Below are 22,541 nucleotides of genomic sequence, written 5' to 3'. Positions count from 1 at the left end.
ATGTTCCTTTCAATGTGATTCGACGATGTGGAGATACTCGGCATCGCGGTAGCCGATGTGAAGCAAACGTGTCTTGCTCTCTTGTGCTTCCGCCACCAAGCCTAGGCAAAGGCTTGCCCTGACCCACGGATCGAGTATGCGGAAATCTGAATTGCCTGGAACATCGGCGCGCAAGACCTCACGCGCGCTGTTGCAACTGTCGCGCACGGCGTGCGGCGCGTTGAGCATGCGCTCGATGTCGGCCTGCGCGACCAGCGCATCGGCCCATGCCTCGCGCGTGTAGAGGTCGGCGCCGTTTTGCCCGTTGAGCTCGGCAAGCCGTTGCACCGCCATGTGGATCGTTGCGCGCGCCGCATCGGCGCGCCGCGCGCGTTGCAGTGCCTCGGCCAAGTAGCGCTGCGCCAGCGCCGCCTGGCGGGTCCACTCGTGACGCTTGGGATCCATGTGGTGCAGGGCTTCGGCTCGTTCGCTCAGGGCGGTCATTGCCTGTAGCACCGTGGACGGCGGTGCGGTGCGCGCCTTCAGGCGCCAAATTTCAAGCTCGACAAACAGGCGATTTGCGCTCCAGATCTGGTTCTCTGGCTCTTGTTTGACAACGGCGTTGAACAGTTCCCGGGATCGTTCAAGCGCGTCCAGCGCGTCGGCGTCACGGCCCTGCGCCAGGGCAAGGCGCGCTAAGTTTTGGTCGGCGACGGCCCATCGATATTTCCACAGGGCGTCGGACGGCGCGCCAGCCACGATATCGGCAATCATTTTTCGCTGCTGCTCATATAGCGCCGTGGCGGCGGCCAACTGGCCACTGGTTTCTTCAGCGGTGGCGGCCCAGGATATGCTGTCGGCCAGTTCCGCCAGCAGCGCGGGGTTGGCCGGGGCCTTGCGCCGGGCTTTCTGCTTCAACTCGATTGAAATAAGGAACTCGGCCGCCGCCTTGCGTGCATTGCCGCGCCGCAGTTCCAACGAGCCCAGGCTATTGTGCGCATAGGATTGCTCCATCCAGGCATCGACCGCGTCCGGCTCCAGCGCATGGACACGGTCGCTGTACTGCTGGTACTCGCGAAAGTACGTCTCTGCCGCGGCCCAATCGCTCTGGTCGAACCGCAGTTGGCCTAGCCAGAAAGAGTTGGCGCCCAGGTTCATGAGGATATGGCGTTCCTGCGGCAGGGCGGCCTGTTGCTGCAGCAAGATCACACGCGCTGCCAGCAAGGCTTTGATGGCCGCCTGCGGCGCCGCGCGCGCGATCTGTACTTCGGCCAGCTGCTGCAAGGCTTTGGCGCGCCGGGTCATGCCGGCGGCGTCGTCTTCGCGGGCGAGTGACAAATAGCTCAAGGCCTTGGCGCTGACGCTGTCGAGCAGGTCGAGCCGGCCAAGCGGGCGCAGCTTGTCGGCGAAGTCGCCCAGCATGAACTCCATCAGGCCCTCGGCCTCGGCGCGCCGCTGCTCGGCGACCCGCTTCTCCATTGCTGCGCTGAGGCCCAGCAAGATCGCCAGCAGGGCCAGAATCACGATGGCGATGATGGCGCCGTTGCGGATCCTGGTGCTGCGGCGGGCTTTGCGTTGCGATGCCCGGATCAGGTCGCTCTCGTCGTTCGACAACGACAGCGCCGCCAGCGTCAGCAAGTTGGCGGCTTCGTCGAGCAGCTTGCCTTTCGGGAGCAGTAGGTCGTCGGGCCGGCCATCGGCCAGCCAGCGTCGGCACAGGGTGCTGCAGCGCGCGCGGACGCGCAAGGCGTCGCGATGGTCCTCGATCCAGGCGACGGCGCGCGGCCAGCGCCGCAGGATCGCCTCGTGTGCCACGCCAAAGGCGGCTTCGCCGTGTACCAGTTCGCTCACCAGCAGCCTGGCTTCGACGAAGGCATCGACGGTGCTGCGCGCCGCAGCCGTATCGAGCGCCGACCATGGCGCGCGTTGGCTGGTGACGCTGTCCTCCTGGATGCCGATGGTGACGATCAGCGAGAGCACATGTGGCAGCGTCGCGCGCTGGGCGTCGCTGAGCGAGCTGACGACGCCTTCGGCACGTTTGCCGATGGCACCCTCAATGCCGCCCAGTTGCAGGAAACTGTCAAAACCGAGTTCCCCATCGGCGCTGCGCAGGCAATACAGCTCTTGCAGCGTGTACTGCAGCAGGGGCAGGGCGTCGGGACTGTGGACCGCGCTTTCGCACAGGACGTCGGCCAAGTCCAGATTGGTGCCGGGGATGGCGCCAAAACTGAGCTGGGCTGCGCGCGCGGGCCAGCGGATGATTTGTGCGATTTCAGTAGAGGTCGGTGGCGGCAGGTCGAAATGGGCGCCGCGTTCCTTTCCTTCCATGAGAACTGGAGCGTCGGCGATGCGCGCATAAAAATCGTTGCGGCATGCGGCGATGACCAGCACGGTCTTGCTGCGAGCAAAAGTCTCAAGCGTTTTCAGGAAAGCATCGCGGATGTCGGACGTGATACCCGGCAGCACGAACAGCGCCTCCAAGCGGTCGATGAACAAGGCGCAGCGCGTGTGTTCCGAGGCGAGCAGGTTTTGTGCCAGTTCCGCGACGACGATGGCACTGTTTTGCAACAGGCGCATACCAAGCAAGTGCGCACTGGTACCCGGAAAAAGCGCGGCGTCATCGACTTCCCAGTCCAGCAGGGCGCTGGCGAGCGAAGTGAACAGGTCTTGCTCCGTCATTTCGCCCAGGTCGAAACTGACGGCGCTGCATATCCTGGTGGAGGGGGTGCTGGCGTCTTCGCGCAGCAGTTGCGGTAGCAATCCGGCCAACACCAGCGAACTCTTGCCAGAGCCGCTGGGGCCCAGCACCAGTTGCAAGGCGAACCCGGCCTGGACTTGTGCCGCCAGCGCGTGGCGCAGGCGATAGGTGGCGTCGCCGCGGCCGAAAAAGACGGACGCATGTGCTTCGTCGAAGGATAGCAAACCGCGGAACGGCGACCCCGACTGCCAGTTCGGCTCCGGCTCCGGTCCGGCAACGACGGCCGCGACGGTACGATAGCCGCGCTTGCGTATCGTTTGAATATACATCGGCTCGTTGGCGTCGTCGTCAAGCACGCGGCGTAATTGCGCGATCGTCTTGTACACGGGATTGTCGCCATGCAAAACGTTGCCCCAACACTGACGCAGCAAGTCCTCGGCGCTGAGCACGGTGTTGGGATTCCTGCACAGCGCGACGAGCACATCCATCGCGCGCGGCTCTATCTGACGCTGGATCTCCTTGCATGTAATGGCATTACTGGCAGGATTGACTTCCCACTCGCCGAAGTAAAAACTGCTGTTTTTCATTTTTGCCTTCATTGAATGCGCAGATGGGGACTTGGATGCCCTCTTATATGCTAACTCAGTAAGATTGCAAACACCACAACTCATAGTGATTTTGCTGTCTTACTGGATGCGTCATCTTGCTATGGAAGCACTTGAATATCGAAGTCCTGCAGATTAAGATCCAAGCTTGCTTCGTTTATCCTGGATAGCAACAAACGACTTTTCCCCACCTTGCGTGCGACTATCTGCAGTTCCTGGTGATCGCGCGCGGCAATGCGGATGGCGTTTCCGGTCAGGCTGTGGGTAGTTTGCTGATCGCGTGCCAGCGCGCGCCGGTCGCCGACGTTCAGGGACAGCCGGGTGGTCTGATAGCCTATCGTGTGCGGGACCAGCGGCGCGCCGTCAAGCGCAGCATGAATGCGGCTGGCGATCGCACCTGCACCGATGCCCATTCCGGACACCACGACAAAGGCGTTGCGGTGTATGAAGATGACCAGGCTCTGATCCGCCGTTTGCAAGCCTGCGGCGCCGAAACTGGGTGCCGGCATTAAACACGCTGCAGGATCGTGCTGGAACGCCGCCAGATAATCAATCGCGCGTGACAGCGCGACAAGGCGATTTTTTGCCCGAAATACCCTGACTTCGAGCACCGCCTGTTCCCGTTCTAGAAGCCAACTGGCCAGTACGCCATCCGTGGCGGCGATGGCGCCGTGGTGTACCAGTGTGAGTTGGAAATCGCTGCGTAGGTCCTGCATCAGTTGGGCCCAGTTGACCAGTGCCGTCGAGTCGGGCAGGGCCGCAAGCAGCCGGTCCCTTGGCCCCAGCAGTTTTTTCAGGCTGCCAATATATTCAGGATCTTCGGACGCCGGTAGCGCCATGCTGAGCGAGCTGATGCCAGCTTCATCGCTCACGTCGGCCGCCGTGCCGGTGTTGCCCGGAAGCGTGGTCTGGGTGTCGATGGCCGCGTTGATATAGGCATTGAGCGATTCCGCGCCAGTGTGCGGTCCCGCGCAGGCATCGATCACCATGTTGTTGAATAGAACAAAGGCATGATTTCCAAAGCTGGTTCGGTAGGGATCGTTTTCGGAGACAACCGGCGTGGTGTTGTTGGAGCCATAAAAGGGATTGTTGCAGAGGCCGGTGCCGATCAAATCGGTTGTATTGATAAAACCGAAGGGATTCATGTACGCCCATGCGCTGGGCAAGCCTAGGCTGCCCAACAAGATCTGGACGATGCCGGCTTGATCATAGCAATTGACTTGCTGCTGCGTCCCCAGGGACAGGTACTGGCCCAGCTGAAAGCTTCCGCCATACGGTCCGGCGACGAAATGCGGTCCGCCGGCTTGCACGTCGTAAGTCTTGTTGAATCCAAAGTAGGCGTAATCGGCCACATTGGCGACGATGTCCGCCATGGTCGCACCGTTGAGTTGGGCGAACAGGGGACGCAGGACCAGCGACTGGCTGATGCCGTTGTAGAAATCGGCCGGTTCCTGGTAGATCCAGGTCAGTTCCAGTCTGGTGGTGGCCAGGTAGCTCTGGCTGCCATCGACTTCGTTCACGACATACCAGCCAAAATCGCCAGCAACGCGGGCCAGCCCGGGTACCGTGTTCAGCAAGTGGGCCTGGGGTGACCAGGCGCCGACGCTGCCGTTGCTGGAATCGCTCTGGAACACGACTGCGCCGTTCCATACACCAAGCATGTGGATGCTGATGTTTTGGAATTCGGGGCCCAGCGTCATGCCGAGTTGCAGTACTGATTGTGTGTGACCGGATTCAAATAGTGCGGGGTAGTAGGAATTGCTATTTCCGTCCGCGACGTTCAACGCCGGTGTCCAGACTGGATTTGCATAGTCGACGATCGTTCCTTGGGCATTTTCGATGGTGTAATCCCCTTCAGCAAGAATCGTGTTGAGCGTAATGGTCATGACAGTTCCTTTTTTGTCGATAAGTGCGGATCGCAGCAACTCCACGGGCCCGGCATCGGCCCGTGGGGCGCTTTGGCTTACATGTTGTTGCTTGGTGGGACGTAAGGAACGGAACCGGATGTTGGCGACAGTTGATAGCCCGGACCCGTGGGCGAAGTTTGGGCGACTGTCGCAACCACGATGGTCATTTGGCCAATCACGGTCGCCCCGATGTTGTCGGGGAACTGGGTGGTTGTCTGTCCACCGGTACCAACTTGACCGAGCAGGGTGAAGGTCTGATTGGGGCTGGTAGTGGTGATGGTCGCAGAATAATTATAGGAATTGTTCGGATCGGCGTTATACAACGTGAATGAACTGGTCCCCACGTCGAGGGACAGCTGCGGTGTTGTCCCGTCCGCCTCAAACAGCAGAGGAACTTGTTGGGCATCGCTAAAGTCGCGCAAGGTTGTCGCGCAGATGGGGGTGGTGTTAGCGCCGCCGGCCGTGTTGGTATCGACCTGGGTTGCGGTGATCATTCCCTTGGTAAAGTTGGGAAATTGGCTGAAGGGGATCTGCGTTTGCCCTGCGAGAATAATAGGCTGAGCGGCGACCTGGCCGGCAGGAATCGGAATCGCTTGCGTTTGCGTCGTGGTTGGGACGATGACCGCCGTGGTGGTGGTAGGCCCGGTGCAAGCCAGTACCGGCTGGTTGTTTTGATCGAGACTGAGCGTGACTTGCGAGCCATTTGCATCGGTGTGCAAGACATGGCGATTATACCGGCGCACCTTGGCCTGGCTGGAGAAAAAACTGGAAATCAAATCGGCTGCGGCAAAGCCGAGATCGACTGCCTGATGGACGTCACTTTGAAAGTCATTGGCGGACATGATATTTCCTATCTTTGGGTTGATTGAATGGAATTGGAACATGGGGCTGCGATAAATCGATGAACGCCACACATGCTGTGGAGAACATTGATTTACATCGCTGCTGATTCCGGGATGAACATTAGTTGAAATGGTTATTTCATACCTTACGGTAGTCTTACCATTTTCAAGTATTTGTTTTTAAAGGAAAAATTAAAAATTCCATGGCTTATTTTATTCTGATTGAAATGCGCAGCTATCCTAAATCATGGTTTCTTTCATATAATGATTTGGCAACACCTCATGGATTCAATATTCCCTATCAACGCCCCAAGAAAAGGAACTGTCATGCATACCGAAAAGAAAGTGCATAAGCAAGACCCGGTTATTTCAGGTGTTTACGGTGGAGGGCCGATTTACAAGAATGGCGCCACAGCGATTCCCAATTTGAAAAATTCTGGATTTTCCGAGGTTATCGTTTGGAACATCAGCATCGATAATTCCGGCGATTTGAATTTCAATCAGGAATTTCCATTGGTCGCGAATGGCGTTTATATTGGCGACGCCACTTATGCCGATTTTCGGGCAGCGATGGCATCGCTAAAAGCGGCGCCATCACGAATTACGCGCCTGACGTTTTCGGTCGGATCTTCCAATTTCGGCGTGTTTCAGACGATCATGGCGCTGATTAATGCGCAGGGAACCGGGCCCGACAGCATTCTCTATAAGAATTTCCAGGCATTGAAGACGGCATTTCCCTGTGTGGATGCGATCGACTTTGATGATGAAAATTGCTATGACGCCGATTCGATGACTCGTTTCGCTGTCATGCTTGGCGATCTCGGTTTCGAGGTGAGCCTGTGCCCGTACCAGATCAATGACTTCTGGACCGCCGTTGCCGCCAGCATCAACACGCAGCGCCCCGGCACAGTGACAGTTGTTCACCTGCAGTGCTATGCGGGCGGCGCCGGTCAGTCGCCATGTTCGGGCTGGAATTTCGGATCGGTGCCGGTCTATCCCGGTTTGGCGGACGAGAGCTGCAGCCCCGATCAAGTTGGGAGCGCGATGTCGGCCTGGAGCCAGTCATGTGGTATTTCAGGCGGATTCATCTGGCTGTATGATCATTTCTGTGACGACTTGGCATTGGCTCAGCTTTACGCAGGCGCCATTAACCAGATGCAGCTGCGCTAGAATACCGCGCTAGCCAGCCATTCGTTTGGTCCCACGGCTTCTTCATAGCGCCTCATCCGGGCGACGACCATGGGCTTGGTCAAATCGTCGATCGAAGTGATCCTGTTTGCAGGCACGTAGTCGTGGGGGCTCCAGATGCAATACGGCGCGTAAAGGACGCCCCGCTTACGGGCATCACCTATCGCATCGTTGTCCGTCAGCAACCCCACCACTTTCGCAGTATCGCAGTCGATCTCGATCCGGCCTGGCATTTCGTCGTTCACAATCGCGGTTCGGCGGGCGGGTGCGGACACGGGCGGCTCATCCTTATAAGCCTCGGGGTTGGTCAGCAAGCCGACCAGCTTCGCTTCGAGCTTGATGTGAACCTTGCCTGGATCTTCCAGCATCGGTCAGCTGCAATGGTCGATCATATTCCGTAGTGTCATCTTGCCCAGGTCGGCGTCGAGGATGAAGCCCTTGCGCGCGAGGTTGCCTTGGTCCGTGAGGATGTCGACCGAGTTGGGCGTGTATTCAACTGCAGCGAAAGCAGACTTTGCCTCGCTCTCTGGAGCTAGGTCGTTACACGGCATTTACACAAGTTGGTTGATTGGGATACAAGGTATCGTCGGTTCGCTGCCGGTAGCGGGCATCATGCACTTCACAGAGCAAGGAGCGGGCGCCGCCCTTCCTCTGTCGGCTGCGCAAGCTCATTTGGCGCGGGCTGTTTCGTTTCCAGAAAATCCCGACAACCAGCCATAAGTTCTTTGAATTCAGATAGCTCCATTCTTCTCTCCAATTGAATTGCGGTTTCAAATAATATAACATCGCCAGATGCTACGAGGAAAGCTGGCGGGCGTTTCACCTGCCATACCGGATGAGATGAAGATGGGGAGCGTCACCGATGTCGTTGAGCATCACCGATGTGCCTGCGCTGGATAACCGGCGCGTCAAGACCAGTACCGAGGACGTGCTGATCGACCGCGTCGTGCCCGGCGAAATCCTGGTGATCGCCTTCGGCTTCGTGTCGTGGGAGACGCGGCCGGAATTCGATTTCTTTGGCCGCCTGAAAAAGCTGGAGCAGGTCAGTGGGCGGCATCTCAACAAGATCCTGGTGCGCGATTCCGGCAACAGCTGGTATCACCGCTCCATTGCCGGCCTGGGCGACCATCCCGACGACACGGTGGAAACGCTGCGCGCGCTGATCGCCGCGATCAAGCCGAGCAAGGTGGTGACCATCGGCCAGTCGATGGGCGCTTATGCGGCCGTCATGTTCGGTCTGCTGCTCGACGTGCAGCAGGTGATCGCTTTCGGGCCGCTGTCCTTCCTCGACGTGCGGCAGGCGCTGCTCTATCACGACCGCCGCTGGATCGCCGTGATGCGCGCGCTCGAACAGAATCCGCCGGCCTCGGGCTACTACGATCTGGCGGCGCTGGGGCGGGACAGGAATCAGACAGGCGGGCAGACCCGCGTGCATATCGCGTTCGGCACCAAGCCGGACCAGCCCAATTCCACCGAGTCGGTCAACCTCGACGCCATGCATGCCCACCGCCTGGCGGCGATGGGTAACTGCACGCTGTATCCGTATCCGTATTCGGGCCACGCGGTGGTGCAGCATCTGATCGACACCAAGCGTATCAACGCACTGCTGGCGGCGATCATCACCGGCATCGAGCTGGCGCCGGAGCCGCTCACCATCACACCGGTCTGGCGCGCCTGGGTGGCCGAGAACATCAAGCTGGGCAGCACGCCGGAGGAACTGGTGGACATCCTTCAGCAGCATGGCTTTTCGTATGACAGCAGCGTCGCGGCGGTGGCCGGCGCCGCACGACAACACATCGGGGATTGACCTTCGCAACCATCGTGGTATAGTTTTCATACAAATTTGGTAACGTTTCCATTCTATTGTGGAAGCGCTTCCACAATTTGTACTGCGGTCCTTCATCACAAAAACCATCGGAGACTAAATGAAGACGACACTGCATCACCGCATCAAATGGGTGCTGGCCCTTGCCGGGCTGGCCGTTGCCGGCGCGGGCCACGCGCAAACCGCCTTGCCGGGCAAGCTGGAGGCGGAAAGCTACACCAGCATGACCGGCGTCGCGCTGGAAGCCACCACCGACACCGGCGGCGGCAGCGACGTCGGCTGGATCGACACCAACGACAGCATGACCTACTCGGTCAACCCCGGCAGCGCCGGCTGGTACAGCGTGCAGTACCGCGTGGCCTCGGCCACCGGCGGCGGGCAGGTGGTGCTGGCGCAGAACGGCAAGGCCATCGGCGAGACCACCGCGTTGCCCAACACCGGCGGCTGGCAGAACTGGGTCACCGTCAGCTCGCACGTGTTCCTGGCGGCCGGCCCGCAGAGCCTGACGGTGCAGGCGCGCGCCGGCGGATTCAACCTCAACTGGATCAACTTCACGCCCGAGACCACCGGCGTGGCGCTGCCGGCGATACGGCAGAACGGCAAGTACTGGGTCGACAACGCCGGCAACCGCGTCAACCTGCGCGGCGTCAACCTGGGCAACTGGCTGGCGCTGGAGATGTGGATGATGAACTCCAACCTGTCCAACAACGGCGCCGGCATCGGCGACCAGTGCCATCTGGAGTCGGCGCTGACCGGCCGCTTCGGCGCGGCGGAAAAGGAACGGCTGATGTCGGTCTTCCGCGACAGCTGGATCACAGCCCGCGACTTCGATCTGATGAAGGGCATGGGCATGAACGTGGTGCGCGTGCCGTTCCTGTACAGCCTGGTCGAGGATGACGCCCATCCGTACACGCTGCGCGCCGACGCGTGGAAATACCTGGACTACGCCATCAACGAGGCCGAGAAGCGCGGCATGTATGTGATCCTCGACCTGCACGGCGCCGTCGGCGGCCAGGCGGCGGCCAGCGAGCAGCACGACGGCTGCGCCGGCGCGGCGGAAATGTGGACCAACACCACCTACCGCGACCGCACCAAATGGCTGTGGGACATGATCGCCAGCCGCTACAAGAACCGCACCTCGGTGGCGGCCTACGACCTGCTCAACGAACCGTGGGGCACCGACGCCACCACGCTGGCCAACTTCGCCTACGAGCTGTTCAACGTGGTGCGGGCGAAGGACGCCAACCACGTGATCCTGCTGCCCGGCCATAACTCCGGCATCGACGCCTACGGCAATCCCAACACGCGCGGCCTGAGCAACGTGGCCTTCTGGATGCACTTCTATCCCGGCCTGTGGGGATGGAACGAAGTGCAGGGTGCCACCGCGCAGGCCAATATGCATGCGACCTGGCTGCACTGCAATACCAGCGGCACCGGCGAAAGCTGCGACTGGAACAACAAGCTGACCGCGCTGAACACGCCGTTCCTGATTGGCGAGTTCCAGCCGTGGACGCTGACCGGCAGCTACGGCGGCCAGATCACCCGCAAGACCTACGACATCTACAATACGTACGGCTGGGCCGCGACCAGCTGGGCGTACAAGACGGTCAGCTACGGCGGCTCGAATGGCGACACCAGTTCGTGGGGCTGGGGTCTGGTCAGCAACAGCAGCAACGGCGGCGGCTTCGGCGCGCTGGATGTGGGCAGCGCCACCAACGCCGCCATCGAAAGCTACTTCCGCGGCTTCGGCACGCAGGCGCTGGTGCGCAACGAGAGCATCGCCTACTGGATGAACTGGAAGGCAGAAGCCGGCCAGCGCATCGAGGCCGAGATGTTCAGCAACCACAGCGGCATGCGCATGGAAACCACCACCGACACCGGCGGCGGCTTCAACGTCGGCAACATCGACACCAATGATTGGATGACTTATCCGATCAACGTGCCGAAGACGGGCTGGTACAACCTGCAATTCCGCGTGGCCAGTCCGAACAACGGCGGCCAGCTGGTGCTGAGCAAGAACGCCACCGACCTGGCCGCGCTGGCGGTGCCCAACACCGGCGGCTGGCAGAACTGGACCACCGTCACCGGCACCGTCTACCTGACGGCGGGCCAGCAGGACTTGGCGATCTTCGCCCGCGCCGGCGGCTGGAACATCAACTGGTGGTCGTTGACGGCGCAGTAGCGCTTGCGGCCGGTGCCGCGTCGGCGACATGGCGCAGCACCGGCGTCTTGAATTCGAAACGCTTGATCTCGCCGACCATCAGCACATAGCACAGCACGGTGACGGCGGCGTTGGCGCCGACGAACACCAGCGCGCCGGCGAACGAGCCGGTCTCCTGCAGGATGTAGCCGATCACGATCGGCGTGGTGATGCCGGCCGTATTGCCGAAGGTGTTGAACAGCGCGCCGCTCATGCCGCCGGCTTCCTTGGGCGAGGTGTCGGCCACCACGGCCCAGCCCAGCGCGCCGATGCCCTTGCCGAAGAAGGCCAGCGACATCACCAGCACCACCAGCCAGTCGGCATCGACGTAGTTACAGACGATCATCGACATCGCCAGCAGCATGCCGCCGACGATGGGCGTCTTGCGCGCCATCGACAGCGACTTGCCGGACTTGATCATGCGGTCGGAGATGACGCCGCCCAGCACGCCGCCGAGGAAACCCGCCACCGCCGGCAGCGCGGCCACGAAGCCAGCCTTCAGGATCGTCATGTGGCGCTCGGTGACCAGGTAGACCGGGAACCAGGTCAGGAAGAAATAGGTCAGCGTGTTGATGCAGTACTGGCCGATGTAGACGCCCAACAACATGCGGTTGCCCAGCAGCTGGCGGATGCAGGACCAGGTGTCGAGTGTGGTGGTGGCGGCGACCTTGTCCTTGCTTTCCAAATCCACCAGCGCGCCGCCCGCCGCGATGTAGTCCAGCTCGGCCGCGTTGATGGCCGGGTGGTCTTTCGGGCCGTAGACCGTCTTGCGCCAGATGAAGGCCATGACGATGCCGAGGCCACCCATCACGTAGAACACGCTTTCCCAGCCGAAGCTGTGGACCAGCCAGCCCATCAGCGGCGCGAACAGCACCGTGGCGAAATACTGGGCCGAGTTGAAGATGGCCGCCGCCGTGCCGCGTTCGGCGGTCGGGAACCAGGCCGAGGCCAGCCGGCTGTTGCCGGGGAAAGAGGGCGCTTCGGCGGCGCCGATCAGCAAGCGCAGGAAGAACAGCGTCGTGACTGCGGCGGCGCCGGTGAGGAAGCCGACGGTGCCCATCAACATCGTGAAAGTGGACCACAGGAAGATGCTGAAAAAATAGGTGCGCTTGGAACCGAAGCGGTCCAGCAGCCAGCCGCCCGGCAGTTGCGCCAGCACGTAGGACCAGGCGAAGGCTGAAAACACAAAGCCCATCTGCACCGGGGACAGGCCCAGCAGCTTCTTCAGTTCCGGCCCGGCGATCGCGATGGTGGCGCGGTCGGCGTAGTTGATGGTGGTAACGGCGAACAGGATGGCGAGTATCAGCCAGCGTACCCGGCTCGCTTTGGTTGGCTGCGGTGTCATGCGGTCTCCTTGCTATGGTGGTTTTTAAGCGATCATAACTTAGATGTCAGACGTCGTACAACTATATTGTGTGCAATTGACGCCGCCCCGCCGCCGTGCGACGATGCGGCCATGAGTAGCCTGTTTGAATGTAGTACGCTCGCGCCGGCGTGGTTATGCCATCACCGCGACATCCTGTTGTACCTGGCGCCGTCGCTAGTGCTGGCGCTGCTGATCCGCGCTTTGTCGGCGCGGCATCCCTTCTTTTTCCTTTTCACGGTCGCCGGCACCATTTGCCACGAACTGGCCCATTTCGTCGCCGGGCTGGTGACTTATGCGCGGCCGGCCGCCTTCACTGTCATTCCGCGGCGGGTCGGGCAGGGCTGGGAGCTGGGATCGGTGCGCTTGACGCGGGTGCGCTGGTACAACGCCGCGCCGTCCGCGTTGGCGCCGTTTCTGGTGGTGGTGCTGCCGTTCGTGGTGGCGTGGTGGCGCACCCGGGCCGGACTGCATTTCCAGTGGATAGACCTGGCGCTGGCGTTTGCCGTGGCGCCGCAGTTTCTGGCCTGCTGGCCGTCGACGGTCGACTGGAAGATTTCGCTGCGTTCCTGGCCCTACCTGCTGATCGCCGGCTTGCTGTGGTGGTCGGTGTCTTATTGGTGGCCGTTGCTGCAATCGATTTGACGGCCACCATGCGCGCTTAGTGCTGGTGCGCGTTGTTCAAGGGTTTGACGACGGCGTCTACCACTACCTTGCTGCGCACCTTGTTCGCATCCTCAAACTCCAGCGTCAGCGGCACCTTCGCACCTTCGGCCAGCGGCTGTTTCAGTTGCATCAGCATCAGGTGATAGCCGCCTGGAGCCAGCTGGACAGCCTGGCCGGAAGGCAGCGCCAGGCCGTCGATCTGGCGCATGCTCATCATGTCGTTCACCATTTTCATTTCGTGCACCTCGACCACGCCGGCCGCCGGCGAGCTGGCGCCGACCAGGCGGCTGTCTCTTGCCGAGGTCAGCGTCATGAAGGCGCCGGTGGCTTTTTGCGAGGCCACGGTGCCGCGCACCCAGGCCTCGCTGACGGTGACTTGCGCGAAGGCGGGCAGGGCGGCGAGGAGCATCAGGTAGATCATGCGTTTCATTGGAAGAGTCCTTTCAGGAAGCTGGTTTCTTTTTTAGGTTGCATCAGTTTGCGCAGATCGGCGGCGCATTGCTGGGCGGTTTGTTCGTGCTTGAAGGCGAGGCGGATCTTGCCGGCGGCGTCGAACACATAGGTGATGGCCGTGTGGTCCATCGTGTACGAGCTGCCGCTCGGGACTTTGCGATAGAAGATCTTGAAGTCCCTGGCCGCCTTGGCGGTTTGCGCCAAGTCGCCGCGCAGGCCGACGAAGGCTGGATCGAAGGCGCGCATGTATTCGGCCAGCAGCGCGGCGGTGTCGCGCTCGGGATCGACGGTGACGAAGACGACTTGTATCTTGTCGCCGTCGGCGCCCAGCAGTTTCTTGATCTCGACCGCGCGCGACAAGGCGGTCGGGCAGACGTCCGGGCATTGCGTGAAGCCGAAGAACAGCAGCACGTATTTGCCTTTGTAGTCTTGCAGCGAGGCGGGCTTGCCGTCGCCGTAGGACAGGCGGAAGTCCGGGCCGATGCTGCTGCCGGTGATGTCGATGCCGGTGTAGGCCGGCGGCGCGGCGTATGCGGAGGGCACGGCCAGCGGCAATGCAGCGGCTGCCGCCAGCACGGTAAGTAGGGTACGGCGTTGCATGGTTGATCCTGTGAGTTGTTGAACAGGCGCACGCCAGCCGTCGCCAATGCGGCGCAGCTGCATGCGGTCTACGGGGACGTCAGGACAGGGCGGGCGGTCCGCGCGGCTGCGCGCTCGACCAGTTGAACAGCGGGGTGGGGGAGAGATAGTGCGGCGCCGGATAGACATCATGGCCGCGCAGCACCATGAGCAGGCCGGCCGGCGCCGGTGGTGGTGCGTAGGTGTCGGCATGGGTGGCGCAGAACACGCAGTGCTTGAGCGCGTGCGTGGGGGCGTCGCCGGGTGTAGGCTTGGCCGGCGTGGCGCTGCAAATTTCCAGCGCCAGCGGGTCTTGCGCCAGCGTGGCCATCGCGTGGCCGATCGCCGGGGCGAACAGGTTCAGCAAAATCGCAATGCATACGATCAGGCTGTGGCCGCGCCGGTGCTTCAGAAATTTAACCATGCCCGCAATTATAGGGCAAAAGAAACCCCCGGGTTAGCGGCGGCCCAGCTTGAAGATCCGCACCACCTGCTCCAGATCGGCGGCCTGGTCTTGCAGCGCGTGCGCGGCGGCGGCCGCTTCCTCGACCAGCGCGGCGTTCTGCTGCGTGACCTGGTCCATCTGCGCGATCGCCTCGTGCACTTGGCCGATGCCGGCGCGCTGCTCGTCGCTGGCGGTGCTGATCTCGGCCATGATGTCGGTCACGCGGCGCACGCTGACCACCACTTCCTGCATCGTCGTGCCGGCCTGCGCCACCTGTGCGCTGCCGATGTCGACCTTGCTGACCGAATCGTCGATCAGCGCCTTGATTTCCTTGGCCGCCGTGGCCGAGCGCTGCGCCAGGTTGCGCACTTCCGACGCCACCACCGCGAAGCCGCGTCCTTGCTCGCCGGCGCGCGCCGCCTCCACCGCCGCGTTCAGCGCCAGGATATTGGTCTGGAAGGCGATGCCGTCGATGACCGAAATGATGTCGACGATCTTGCGCGAGGACTGGTTGATCGAGCCCATCGTGTCGACCACCTGCGCCACCACTTCACCGCCCTTGGCGGCGATGCCGGAGGCGGCCAGCGCCATCTGGTTGGCTTGCGCGGCGTTGTCGGCGTTCTGCTTGACGGCGCTGCTCAGTTGCTCCATCGAGGCGGCGGTTTCCTCCAGGCTGGAGGCCTGCTCTTCGGTGCGCGACGACAAGTCTAGGTTGCCGGCGGCGATCTCGTTGGAGGCGGTGGCGATCTGCTCGGCGCCCGCCCGTACCTGGCCGACCACGCCGGACAGGTTGTTGCTGATGCCGTTCAACGCGCGCAGCACCAGGCCGATCTCGTCCTTGTTGTCGATGGCCAGTTGCACATCCAGGTCGCCTTGCGCGATGCGGGTCGCGGCCGCTTCGGCGCGCGCCAGCGGACGGGTGATGTTGGCGCGCACCAGCAGGAACAGGATCGCGGCGAACAAGGCCAGCGACACCAGGCCCAGCGCGGCGTAGCGGTTGCGCAGCTGGCCCGCTTCGCGGGTGATTTCCTCGGTGTAGGTGCCGCCGACGATCAGCCAGTTCCACGGCTTGAAGGTATGGAACTCGACCATCTTCTCGCGCGGCGCGGCGTTGGCGCTGTCGGACCAGCTGTAATGCATCGAACCTTCCTTGGCCTCCAGCATGTCCTTGACGAACGGACGGCCGTCGCTGCTGGCGCTGTCGATCAGGTTCTGGCCTTCCTTGGCCGGATGCACCAGCGCCGTGCCCAGCGCCTTGCCCGGCGCGGCGTTGACCACGTAGATGTAGCCGGTGTCGCCGATCTTGATGGCCTTGATTTTTTCCTTCAGCATCGCCATGTTCTTCGAGATGTCCAGGCCGATGAACAGCACGCCGATGACCTGGCCGCTAGCGTCCTTGATCGGATCGTATTGCGTGATGTACTGCTTGCCGAACAGCGTGGCCAGGCCGATGTAGTTGTTACCGGCGCGCAGCAGGGAGTAGCTCGGGTGGGCGTGGTCGAGCTGGGTGCCGACGGCGCGTTCGCCGTTTTCCTTCTTCAGCGAGGTGCTCACGCGCACGAACTCGTCGCCGCTGGCGGCAAAGATGGTGGCGACCACGCCGGTGTCGGCGGTGAACTTGTCGGGGATGGCGAAGTCCAGGTTCAGCGTCTTGCCGTCGTGCTTGAGCGAGGGTGTTGCCTTGCCGCCGATGTCGACGGTGGTGGCGCTGTCGAGCGTGAACTTGCCGTCGCCGAAGCCGGCCGCGAACAGGCGGGCGAAGCTGGAAGCCTCGTTGGTCATGGCGGTGTTGAACACCTCGACCGTGTTGCTGATGCCGTCCAGCGTGTTGGCGACGTTGGCCTTGGCGCGTTCGGTCAGCATGGCCGAGGTGCTCATGTTGATCAGGCTGAGCAGCATGGCCAGGATGACGGCGATCAGGCCGAAGGTGAACACGGTAATCTTGGTGCCGACACCCCAGTCGCGGGGATTCATAGTAAAGGTTTGCATTGTTTTTTTTAGGTCAACGTGGTGCTGATTGAGGGCGCTCTGGATCGAGCATGCTCCGGGGGAGCGACTGCGTGAAGCGATAAGGCTGCTGCTAAGGCGCCTCACCAGTCGAGGCGTACGGGCTCTGCCGGAATGCTGCGGGCGGGCCGTCAAAAACATAAGACCGATATAGTACCACATTTTTGCTGCATGGCAACATATGTGTCAACAGAAGTAAAGCTGGTTTCATTTCAGTCTTGCTTAAGCTTGGGCAGGGACACTGCAAACTCCCAGCGCCGCAGGGTGGCCTATCCTGTAGAATGGAACGGCAGGCAGGAGCACTGCGCGCGACGATTAATTGATAACACTACGTTTCGGAGTAAGCCGATGAAGAAGCAAATACTGTTAGTAGCCGTGTTGGCGGCGCTGTCAGTGCAGGCCGGCGCGGCCGTGCCAGAAAAAGCGGCGGCGGAGACCGTACTCAAACCCCAGCCGGGCCAAGCCCAGGCGGCCGTCTGGGCCTCGCGGGTTCTGACCAAACTGCATTACAAATCCACTCCGTTAGACGATGCGATGTCGGAAAAGATCTTCGACCGCTATTTCAAATCGCTGGATTCGGAAAAACTGTTCTTCACCCAGGCCGACCTCGACCAGTACGCCATCGTGCGCACCCGCCTGGATGACGCCATCACCGGCGAGAACCTCAGCGTTCCGTTCGCCATCTACAACCAGTACCAGCAACGCTTCAACGAGCGCATCGCCTACGCCCGCGAACTGCTCAAGACCAAGCCCGATTTCTCCCTCGACGAGAGCTACCAGTACGACCGCGAAAAGGCCGACTGGGTCAAGAGCGACGCTGAAATGAAGGAGCTGTGGCGCAAGCGCGTCAAGAACGACTGGCTGCGCCTCAAGCTGGCCGGCAAGGACGACAAGGGCATCCGCGACACGCTCGACAAGCGTTACGAGAACTACATGAGCCGCTCGCGCAAGCTGACCAATGAAGACGTGTTCCAGATCTTCATGAACGCCTACGCCATGTCGATCGAGCCGCACACCAACTACCTGGGCCCGCGCGCGTCGGAAAACTTCGACATCGCCATGCGCCTGTCGCTCGAAGGCATCGGCTGCGTGCTGCAAACCCGTGACGAATACACGGTGGTGCGCGAAGTCGTGCCGGGCAGCCCGGCCGGACTGTCGGGCAAGATCAAGGTCGGCGACAAGATCCTCGGCGTGGCCAAGGACGACAACTCGCCGATGACCGAAGTGCTGGGCTGGCGCATCGACGACGTGGTCGCGCTGATCCGTGGTCCGAAAGACTCCACCGTGCGGCTGGACATCCAGCCGGTCGACGCCGGCGTCGACGGCAAGCACACCACCATCTCGCTGGTGCGCAAGAAAATCAGCATGGAAGAGCAGTCGGCCAAGAAATCCATCCTGGAAGTCAAGGACGGCACGGCCAAGCGCCGCATCGGCGTGATCTCGCTGCCGACCTTCTACCAGGACTTCGAAGCCAGCCGCAAGGGCGACAAGGACTACAAGAGCGCCACCCGCGACGTGGCCCGCCTGCTGGGCGAGCTGAAGAAGGAAAAAGTCGACAACGTGCTGATCGACTTGCGCAACAACGGCGGCGGTTCGCTGTCGGAGGCGGTGGCGCTGACCGGCCTGTTCATCGACAAGGGTCCGGTGGTGCAGCAACGCACCGGCGACAACAAGATCGAAATCGAAAGCGACACCAACGCCGGCATGGCCTGGGACGGTCCGCTGGGCGTGCTGATCAACCGTGGTTCGGCCTCGGCCTCCGAGATCTTCGCGGCCGCGATCCAGGACTACGGCCGCGGCGTCATCATCGGCGAGCCGAGCTTCGGCAAGGGCACGGTGCAAACCATCTTCGGCCTGGACCGCTTCGCCCAGAGCGACAAGGTGCACTACGGCGAACTGAAGATGACCATCGCCCAGTTCTTCCGCATCAACGGCGGCACCACGCAGCTGCGCGGCGTCACGCCCGACATCAAGCTGCCGACCATGGGCGATTCGGACACCTTCGGCGAATCGAGCTACGACAATGCCTTGCCGTGGACCTCGATCAAGCCGGCGCCGTACATCCCGACCGGCGACCTGAAGGACATCCTGCCGCTGCTGGACAAGAAGCATGAGGCGCGCGTGGCCAAGGACAAGGACTTCCAGTACCTGTCCGAAGACATCGCCCTGGTCAAGAAGCAGCGCAAGGACAACCTGATCTCGCTCAACGAGACCGTGCGCCGCAAGGAGCGCGACACCCAGGAAGCACGCGCCAAGCTGCGCGAAGCGCGTCTGTTGTCGACCACCTTGGGCGCGGACGACCCGGTGCTGCTGCCCGATCCGAAGGATGCGCTGAACAAGGCGATCTCCGCCAAGCCGGCCAACGGCAAGGCAGCGCCATCGCCGAAAGTGGCGGCGGTCAAGGGTGCGTTGCGCACCGACGACGGCCTGCAAGGCGACGAGCGCTCGCTGACGGCGGAACTGGATGCGGAAAAAGCCGCCAAGGCCGCCAAGGACGTGCTGCTGAACGAAGCGGTCCACATCCTGGCCGACGAGGTGGGCTTCCTGAAAACCGACACCCGCATGGCCTCGCGCGTGCTGCCGTACGCGGTGGACGCCAGCAAATAAACCGTTGGTCAGAGCAAGGCCCCGTGTAGTTTGCGGGGCCTTTTTTTCGAGTTATTCATATTGGGAATTACTGCTATTACCAATATAAATTAGATTTATATGCCGCGATGCAGCATCATTCACCTGTCTCCTCTATTCTCCTCCAAGGAAATAGATTTAGCCCGCTCCTGTAGCGGGCTTTTTTTTGGGGGTTGCTTATTTGCGAAGGCGGCGGACCAAACCCATTCCCAATAAACCTACGCCCAACATCAGATAGGTGGATGGCTCCGGCACAGCGATTGTCAGCCTGGTTTCCGGGGTGACGCGCCAGTAGTTGCTGTAAGGGGCCCAGTCAAATTGCTGCTCGACACCTGTGTGACTGGTATAGGTGCCGCCGTAATAGCTGCCTTGAAATATGTTCCTGTAGTAAGTTCCGAATTTTAAGTCTCCCTTATTTAGATCATAGGAAAAAGAACTCACACCGCAGTTATCTGCTGGCTTGCAGAGCAGCATATTAAAGCTGGAGCTGCCCATGTAGGTGAGCTCGTCCAGCTCAAGTACATTGTTGTGGTTCAGGTCCTCGGCGTCGAATCGTCCGCCAAATGATGCATCCGGCTGAAATTCATGGATGTAGTACCAGTCGACAAACAACCCAGTGTAGGTGTAGTAATAATGCGTTGGGGCTGCTTGCGTGGCGGTACTGGATAACGCTAACAACGCGACGCCTATAAGTTTTTTCAACATTTGATCTCTCCAATTGCGGTGTGGGAAGTTGTCGGGAAGAATGTAATAATTGTCATATCATCACTTTTTAATAATAAACAATAATTTCTTGGCAATTCTATCCAACGGTAACATTCGCGGATTTTTTCGGGGGCGGCGGATGAAGTGTCGGCTATGTCCGCGCAGCTTCCCCGGTAGCCGCAGCTCCGAAGATCGGTTAAGATATTTTCTTTCGATCAACGTTTAGGCTGGTGCAACGTGACTCCTACCCAATTCAAGTTAATCGCCGCCGCCCTGGCCCTGGGTGGCGCATTGGGCGGGGGCGGGGCGGCCTACATCCTGACCCACCGGCCGAGCGTGGACGCCGGCGCCGAAGTGGCGCGGCCGTCGGCCTTGAAGGGCACGCAGCCGCACTGGAGCGCGCGCGTCACCTCGATCGCCGGCGACGGCATGCCGGGCGCGAACAACGGCCGCGGCCGCGGCACCCGCTTCGCCGATCCGTTCGGCGTGGTGATCGACGGCGCCGGCAACCTGTACGTGGCCGACGGCGGCGACAACAACAGCATCCGCAAGATCGCCCAGGACGGCGCCACCACCACACTGGCCGGCGCGGTGGAGGGCTACGCGGAAGGGGCGGGCAAGGCGGCAGCGTTCCACACCCCGTCCGGCTTGGCGATCGACGCCGCCGGCAACCTGTACGTGGCCGACACCGGCAACAACGCCATCCGCAAGGTCACGCCCGACGGCGTGGTCAGCACGCTGGCCGGCGATGGCCTGCCGGGCGACAAGGACGGCCGTGGCGCGGCCGCCCAGTTCAACGGCCCGATCGGCATCGCGGTGGACGCGGCCGGCGTGGTCTACGTGGCCGACACTTACAATGACCGCATCCGCCGCATCGCCACCAACGGCGAAGTCACCACTATCGCCGGTGGCCGCCGCGCAGGCGATGCCGACGGCGCCGGCGCGCAGGCGCTGTTCAATACACCCACCGGCCTGGCGCTCAGCGCCGCCGGCGAGCTGTACATCGCCGACACCGGCAACCACGCGATCCGCAAGCTGGCCAAGGACGGCACCGTCAGCACCGTGGTCCAGGCCAAGGATGGCTCGGTCTCGCCGCTGCTGCAATCGCCGGTCGGACTGGCGTTGACGCCGGACGGCTACCTCTACGTCAGCAGCAACGCCCACGGCCGCCTGGCGCAGGTCACCCCGGCCGGCGAAGTGCTGACGCTGGAAGACGCCGACCATCCGCCGCAGCAGGGCTACGGCTCCGACGGCAGCGTGCGCTTCTACGCGCCGCGCGGGCTCGCGCTGGCCAGGGACGGCTCGCTGTTCGTCACCGACGCCGCCACCTTCCGCCTGCATCACGTGGCCCTGGCGCTGGCCGGAGAACCGGCCGCGCCGGAACTGCCTTTATCCGGCGCGCCGGCTCACGGCGCCACGATGCTGTGGCCAGTCAAGCCGCAGGACAAGCCGCATGAAGTGGTCGGCCTGATGGGCGAGGTGCGCGGCAATTTCGACGGCGAAAGCCGCGACCATTTCCATTCCGGGCTCGACGTGCAGGCCGCCATCGGCACGCCGGTGCTGGCCGTCACCGCCGGCAAGATCAGCGATCCGAGCGCCAGCTGGGGCTATGGCGAACTATCGGAAGGCGTGGCGCTCGATGGCCTGCAATACATCCACATGCGCGTGGGGCGCGGCGTCAACGACAAGCCGCTCGACCCGCGCTTCCAATTGTTGAAGGATGAAAAAGGCGTGCCGTCCGCCGTGCGCGTCAAGCGCGGCACGCGCTTCCTGGTGGGGGAAACGCTGGGCACGGTCAACCGCATGGCGCACGTGCACCTGGACTACAAACCGAACGGCGACGCCCTCAACCCGCTGACGCTGCCATTCGTCGACCTGGAAGATACCATCGCGCCGCAGATCCAGTCCATCGCGCTGGCCGACGGCAGCGGCAAGCTGCTCAAGGAAAAGGCCGGCGGCCGCCTGCTGGTTCCGCGCGCCTTGGGCGAAGTGCAGATCGTGGTCGACGCCTTCGACCAAATGAACGGCAACCAGGCGCGCCGTCGCCTGGGCTTGTACAAGCTGGGCTACCAGCTGCTGAACGCCGACGGCGAAGTCATCCCCGGCATGGAAGAGCCGCTGATCACGCAGCTGTACGACCGCCTGCCGCGCAATCGCGACGCGGTCAAGCTCGCGTACGCGGCCACCAGCGGCATTACCGTCCACGGCGCGGCGGAGACGCGTTTTTCCTACGCCATCAACAACACGCTGATCCACGGCAAACTGACGCCGGGCGGCTGGAAAGTCGGCGCCCTCGGCCCCGGCAACTACACGCTGCGCATCACGGCCGAGGACTACGCCGGCAACGCCGCCAGCAAGGGGCGCGACCTGCTGATCACCGTAGACTGAGCTGCTTGCCGGAAAACACTATACAAT

The 22,541-nt window shown here is 61.9% G+C and carries 17 protein-coding genes; 6 read left to right on the top strand and 11 right to left on the bottom strand.

Annotated elements, in window-relative coordinates; genetic code table 11:
- Positions 1–9 precede the first annotated feature (9 nt).
- The 3 genes from RUGAMON1_RS19645 to RUGAMON1_RS19635 all read right to left on the bottom strand — a co-directional run bounded on the left by RUGAMON1_RS19645 (position 10) and on the right by RUGAMON1_RS19635 (position 6,031).
- Positions 10–3,264 (bottom strand): nSTAND1 domain-containing NTPase, encoded by a 3,255-nt coding sequence (locus RUGAMON1_RS19645; protein WP_445232113.1) that lies wholly within the window; start codon positions 3,262–3,264, stop codon positions 10–12.
- A 119-nt stretch (positions 3,265–3,383) separates the two neighbouring features.
- The gene (locus RUGAMON1_RS19640; RefSeq protein WP_445232112.1) at positions 3,384–5,168 is read right to left on the bottom strand and encodes a hypothetical protein; all 1,785 of its coding nucleotides are present in this window, start codon (positions 5,166–5,168) and stop codon (positions 3,384–3,386) included.
- Positions 5,169–5,245: 77 nt separating this feature from the next.
- Positions 5,246–6,031, bottom strand: a complete 786-nt coding sequence (locus RUGAMON1_RS19635; protein ID WP_445232111.1) for a hypothetical protein — start codon at positions 6,029–6,031, stop codon at positions 5,246–5,248.
- Between the two features lie 327 nt (positions 6,032–6,358).
- Here RUGAMON1_RS19635 and RUGAMON1_RS19630 point away from each other — a divergent pair, with 327 nt between their 5' ends.
- Positions 6,359–7,201 (top strand): hypothetical protein, encoded by an 843-nt coding sequence (locus RUGAMON1_RS19630; protein ID WP_445232110.1) that lies wholly within the window; start codon positions 6,359–6,361, stop codon positions 7,199–7,201.
- Here the strand turns inward: RUGAMON1_RS19630 and RUGAMON1_RS19625 are convergent.
- Both RUGAMON1_RS19625 and RUGAMON1_RS19620 read right to left on the bottom strand, forming a co-directional pair.
- The gene (locus RUGAMON1_RS19625; RefSeq protein ID WP_445232109.1) at positions 7,198–7,587 is read right to left on the bottom strand and encodes a hypothetical protein; all 390 of its coding nucleotides are present in this window, start codon (positions 7,585–7,587) and stop codon (positions 7,198–7,200) included. The two genes, RUGAMON1_RS19630 and RUGAMON1_RS19625, sit on opposite strands and share 4 nt — an antisense overlap.
- Before the next feature lie 3 nt (positions 7,588–7,590).
- Positions 7,591–7,770, bottom strand: coding sequence for a hypothetical protein (locus RUGAMON1_RS19620; RefSeq protein WP_445232108.1), 180 nt, complete (start codon positions 7,768–7,770; stop codon positions 7,591–7,593).
- A gap of 311 nt (positions 7,771–8,081) precedes the next feature.
- Here RUGAMON1_RS19620 and RUGAMON1_RS19615 point away from each other — a divergent pair, with 311 nt between their 5' ends.
- Entirely contained in the window at positions 8,082–9,026 is a 945-nt protein-coding gene (locus tag RUGAMON1_RS19615; protein WP_445232107.1) for an alpha/beta fold hydrolase, read from the top strand.
- 118 nt (positions 9,027–9,144) lie between these two features.
- Positions 9,145–11,226, top strand: coding sequence for a carbohydrate-binding protein (locus RUGAMON1_RS19610; protein ID WP_445232106.1), 2,082 nt, complete (start codon positions 9,145–9,147; stop codon positions 11,224–11,226).
- On the opposite strand, the gene RUGAMON1_RS19605 is transcribed toward RUGAMON1_RS19610, so the two are convergent.
- The gene (locus tag RUGAMON1_RS19605) at positions 11,198–12,589 is read right to left on the bottom strand and encodes an MFS transporter (RefSeq protein WP_445232105.1); all 1,392 of its coding nucleotides are present in this window, start codon (positions 12,587–12,589) and stop codon (positions 11,198–11,200) included. The two genes, RUGAMON1_RS19610 and RUGAMON1_RS19605, sit on opposite strands and share 29 nt — an antisense overlap.
- 111 nt (positions 12,590–12,700) lie before the next feature.
- Between RUGAMON1_RS19605 and RUGAMON1_RS19600 the strand changes: the two genes are divergently transcribed.
- Positions 12,701–13,252 (top strand): hypothetical protein, encoded by a 552-nt coding sequence (locus tag RUGAMON1_RS19600; RefSeq protein WP_445232104.1) that lies wholly within the window; start codon positions 12,701–12,703, stop codon positions 13,250–13,252.
- 16 nt (positions 13,253–13,268) lie between these two features.
- Here the strand turns inward: RUGAMON1_RS19600 and RUGAMON1_RS19595 are convergent, their stop codons facing one another.
- The 4 genes from RUGAMON1_RS19595 to RUGAMON1_RS19580 form a co-directional block, all read right to left on the bottom strand.
- Entirely contained in the window at positions 13,269–13,703 is a 435-nt protein-coding gene (locus RUGAMON1_RS19595; RefSeq protein WP_445232103.1) for a copper chaperone PCu(A)C, read from the bottom strand.
- Positions 13,700–14,326 (bottom strand): SCO family protein, encoded by a 627-nt coding sequence (locus tag RUGAMON1_RS19590; protein ID WP_445232102.1) that lies wholly within the window; start codon positions 14,324–14,326, stop codon positions 13,700–13,702. The genes RUGAMON1_RS19595 and RUGAMON1_RS19590 overlap by 4 nt, the downstream gene beginning before the upstream one ends.
- Positions 14,327–14,405: 79 nt before the next feature.
- Positions 14,406–14,768 carry a DUF2946 domain-containing protein gene (locus RUGAMON1_RS19585; RefSeq protein WP_445232101.1) on the bottom strand — a complete coding sequence of 121 codons (363 nt, stop codon included), beginning with the start codon at positions 14,766–14,768 and terminating at the stop codon, positions 14,406–14,408.
- A 33-nt stretch (positions 14,769–14,801) separates the two neighbouring features.
- Positions 14,802–16,778 carry a methyl-accepting chemotaxis protein gene (locus tag RUGAMON1_RS19580; RefSeq protein ID WP_445232100.1) on the bottom strand — a complete coding sequence of 659 codons (1,977 nt, stop codon included), beginning with the start codon at positions 16,776–16,778 and terminating at the stop codon, positions 14,802–14,804.
- Positions 16,779–17,144: 366 nt separating this feature from the next.
- Between RUGAMON1_RS19580 and RUGAMON1_RS19575 the strand changes: the two genes are divergently transcribed.
- Complete coding sequence (locus RUGAMON1_RS19575) at positions 17,145–19,403, top strand: carboxy terminal-processing peptidase (protein ID WP_445232099.1); 2,259 nt, start codon at positions 17,145–17,147, stop codon at positions 19,401–19,403.
- 195 nt (positions 19,404–19,598) lie between these two features.
- On the opposite strand, the gene RUGAMON1_RS19570 is transcribed toward RUGAMON1_RS19575, so the two are convergent.
- Positions 19,599–20,126 (bottom strand): PEP-CTERM sorting domain-containing protein, encoded by a 528-nt coding sequence (locus RUGAMON1_RS19570; protein WP_445232098.1) that lies wholly within the window; start codon positions 20,124–20,126, stop codon positions 19,599–19,601.
- A gap of 237 nt (positions 20,127–20,363) precedes the next feature.
- Here RUGAMON1_RS19570 and RUGAMON1_RS19565 point away from each other — a divergent pair, with 237 nt between their 5' ends.
- A complete protein-coding gene (locus RUGAMON1_RS19565; protein ID WP_445232097.1) occupies positions 20,364–22,514 on the top strand; it encodes a gluconolaconase in 2,151 nt (716 codons plus the stop codon).
- The last annotated feature ends 27 nt before the right edge of the window (positions 22,515–22,541 follow it).

The organism is Duganella rhizosphaerae (assembly GCF_040364205.1).
In the GTDB taxonomy this organism is placed as follows: domain Bacteria; phylum Pseudomonadota; class Gammaproteobacteria; order Burkholderiales; family Burkholderiaceae_D; genus Rugamonas; species Rugamonas rhizosphaerae.
Note: the sequence above shows the minus strand (reverse complement) of the source record. Positions and strands in the feature narration are given on the sequence as shown.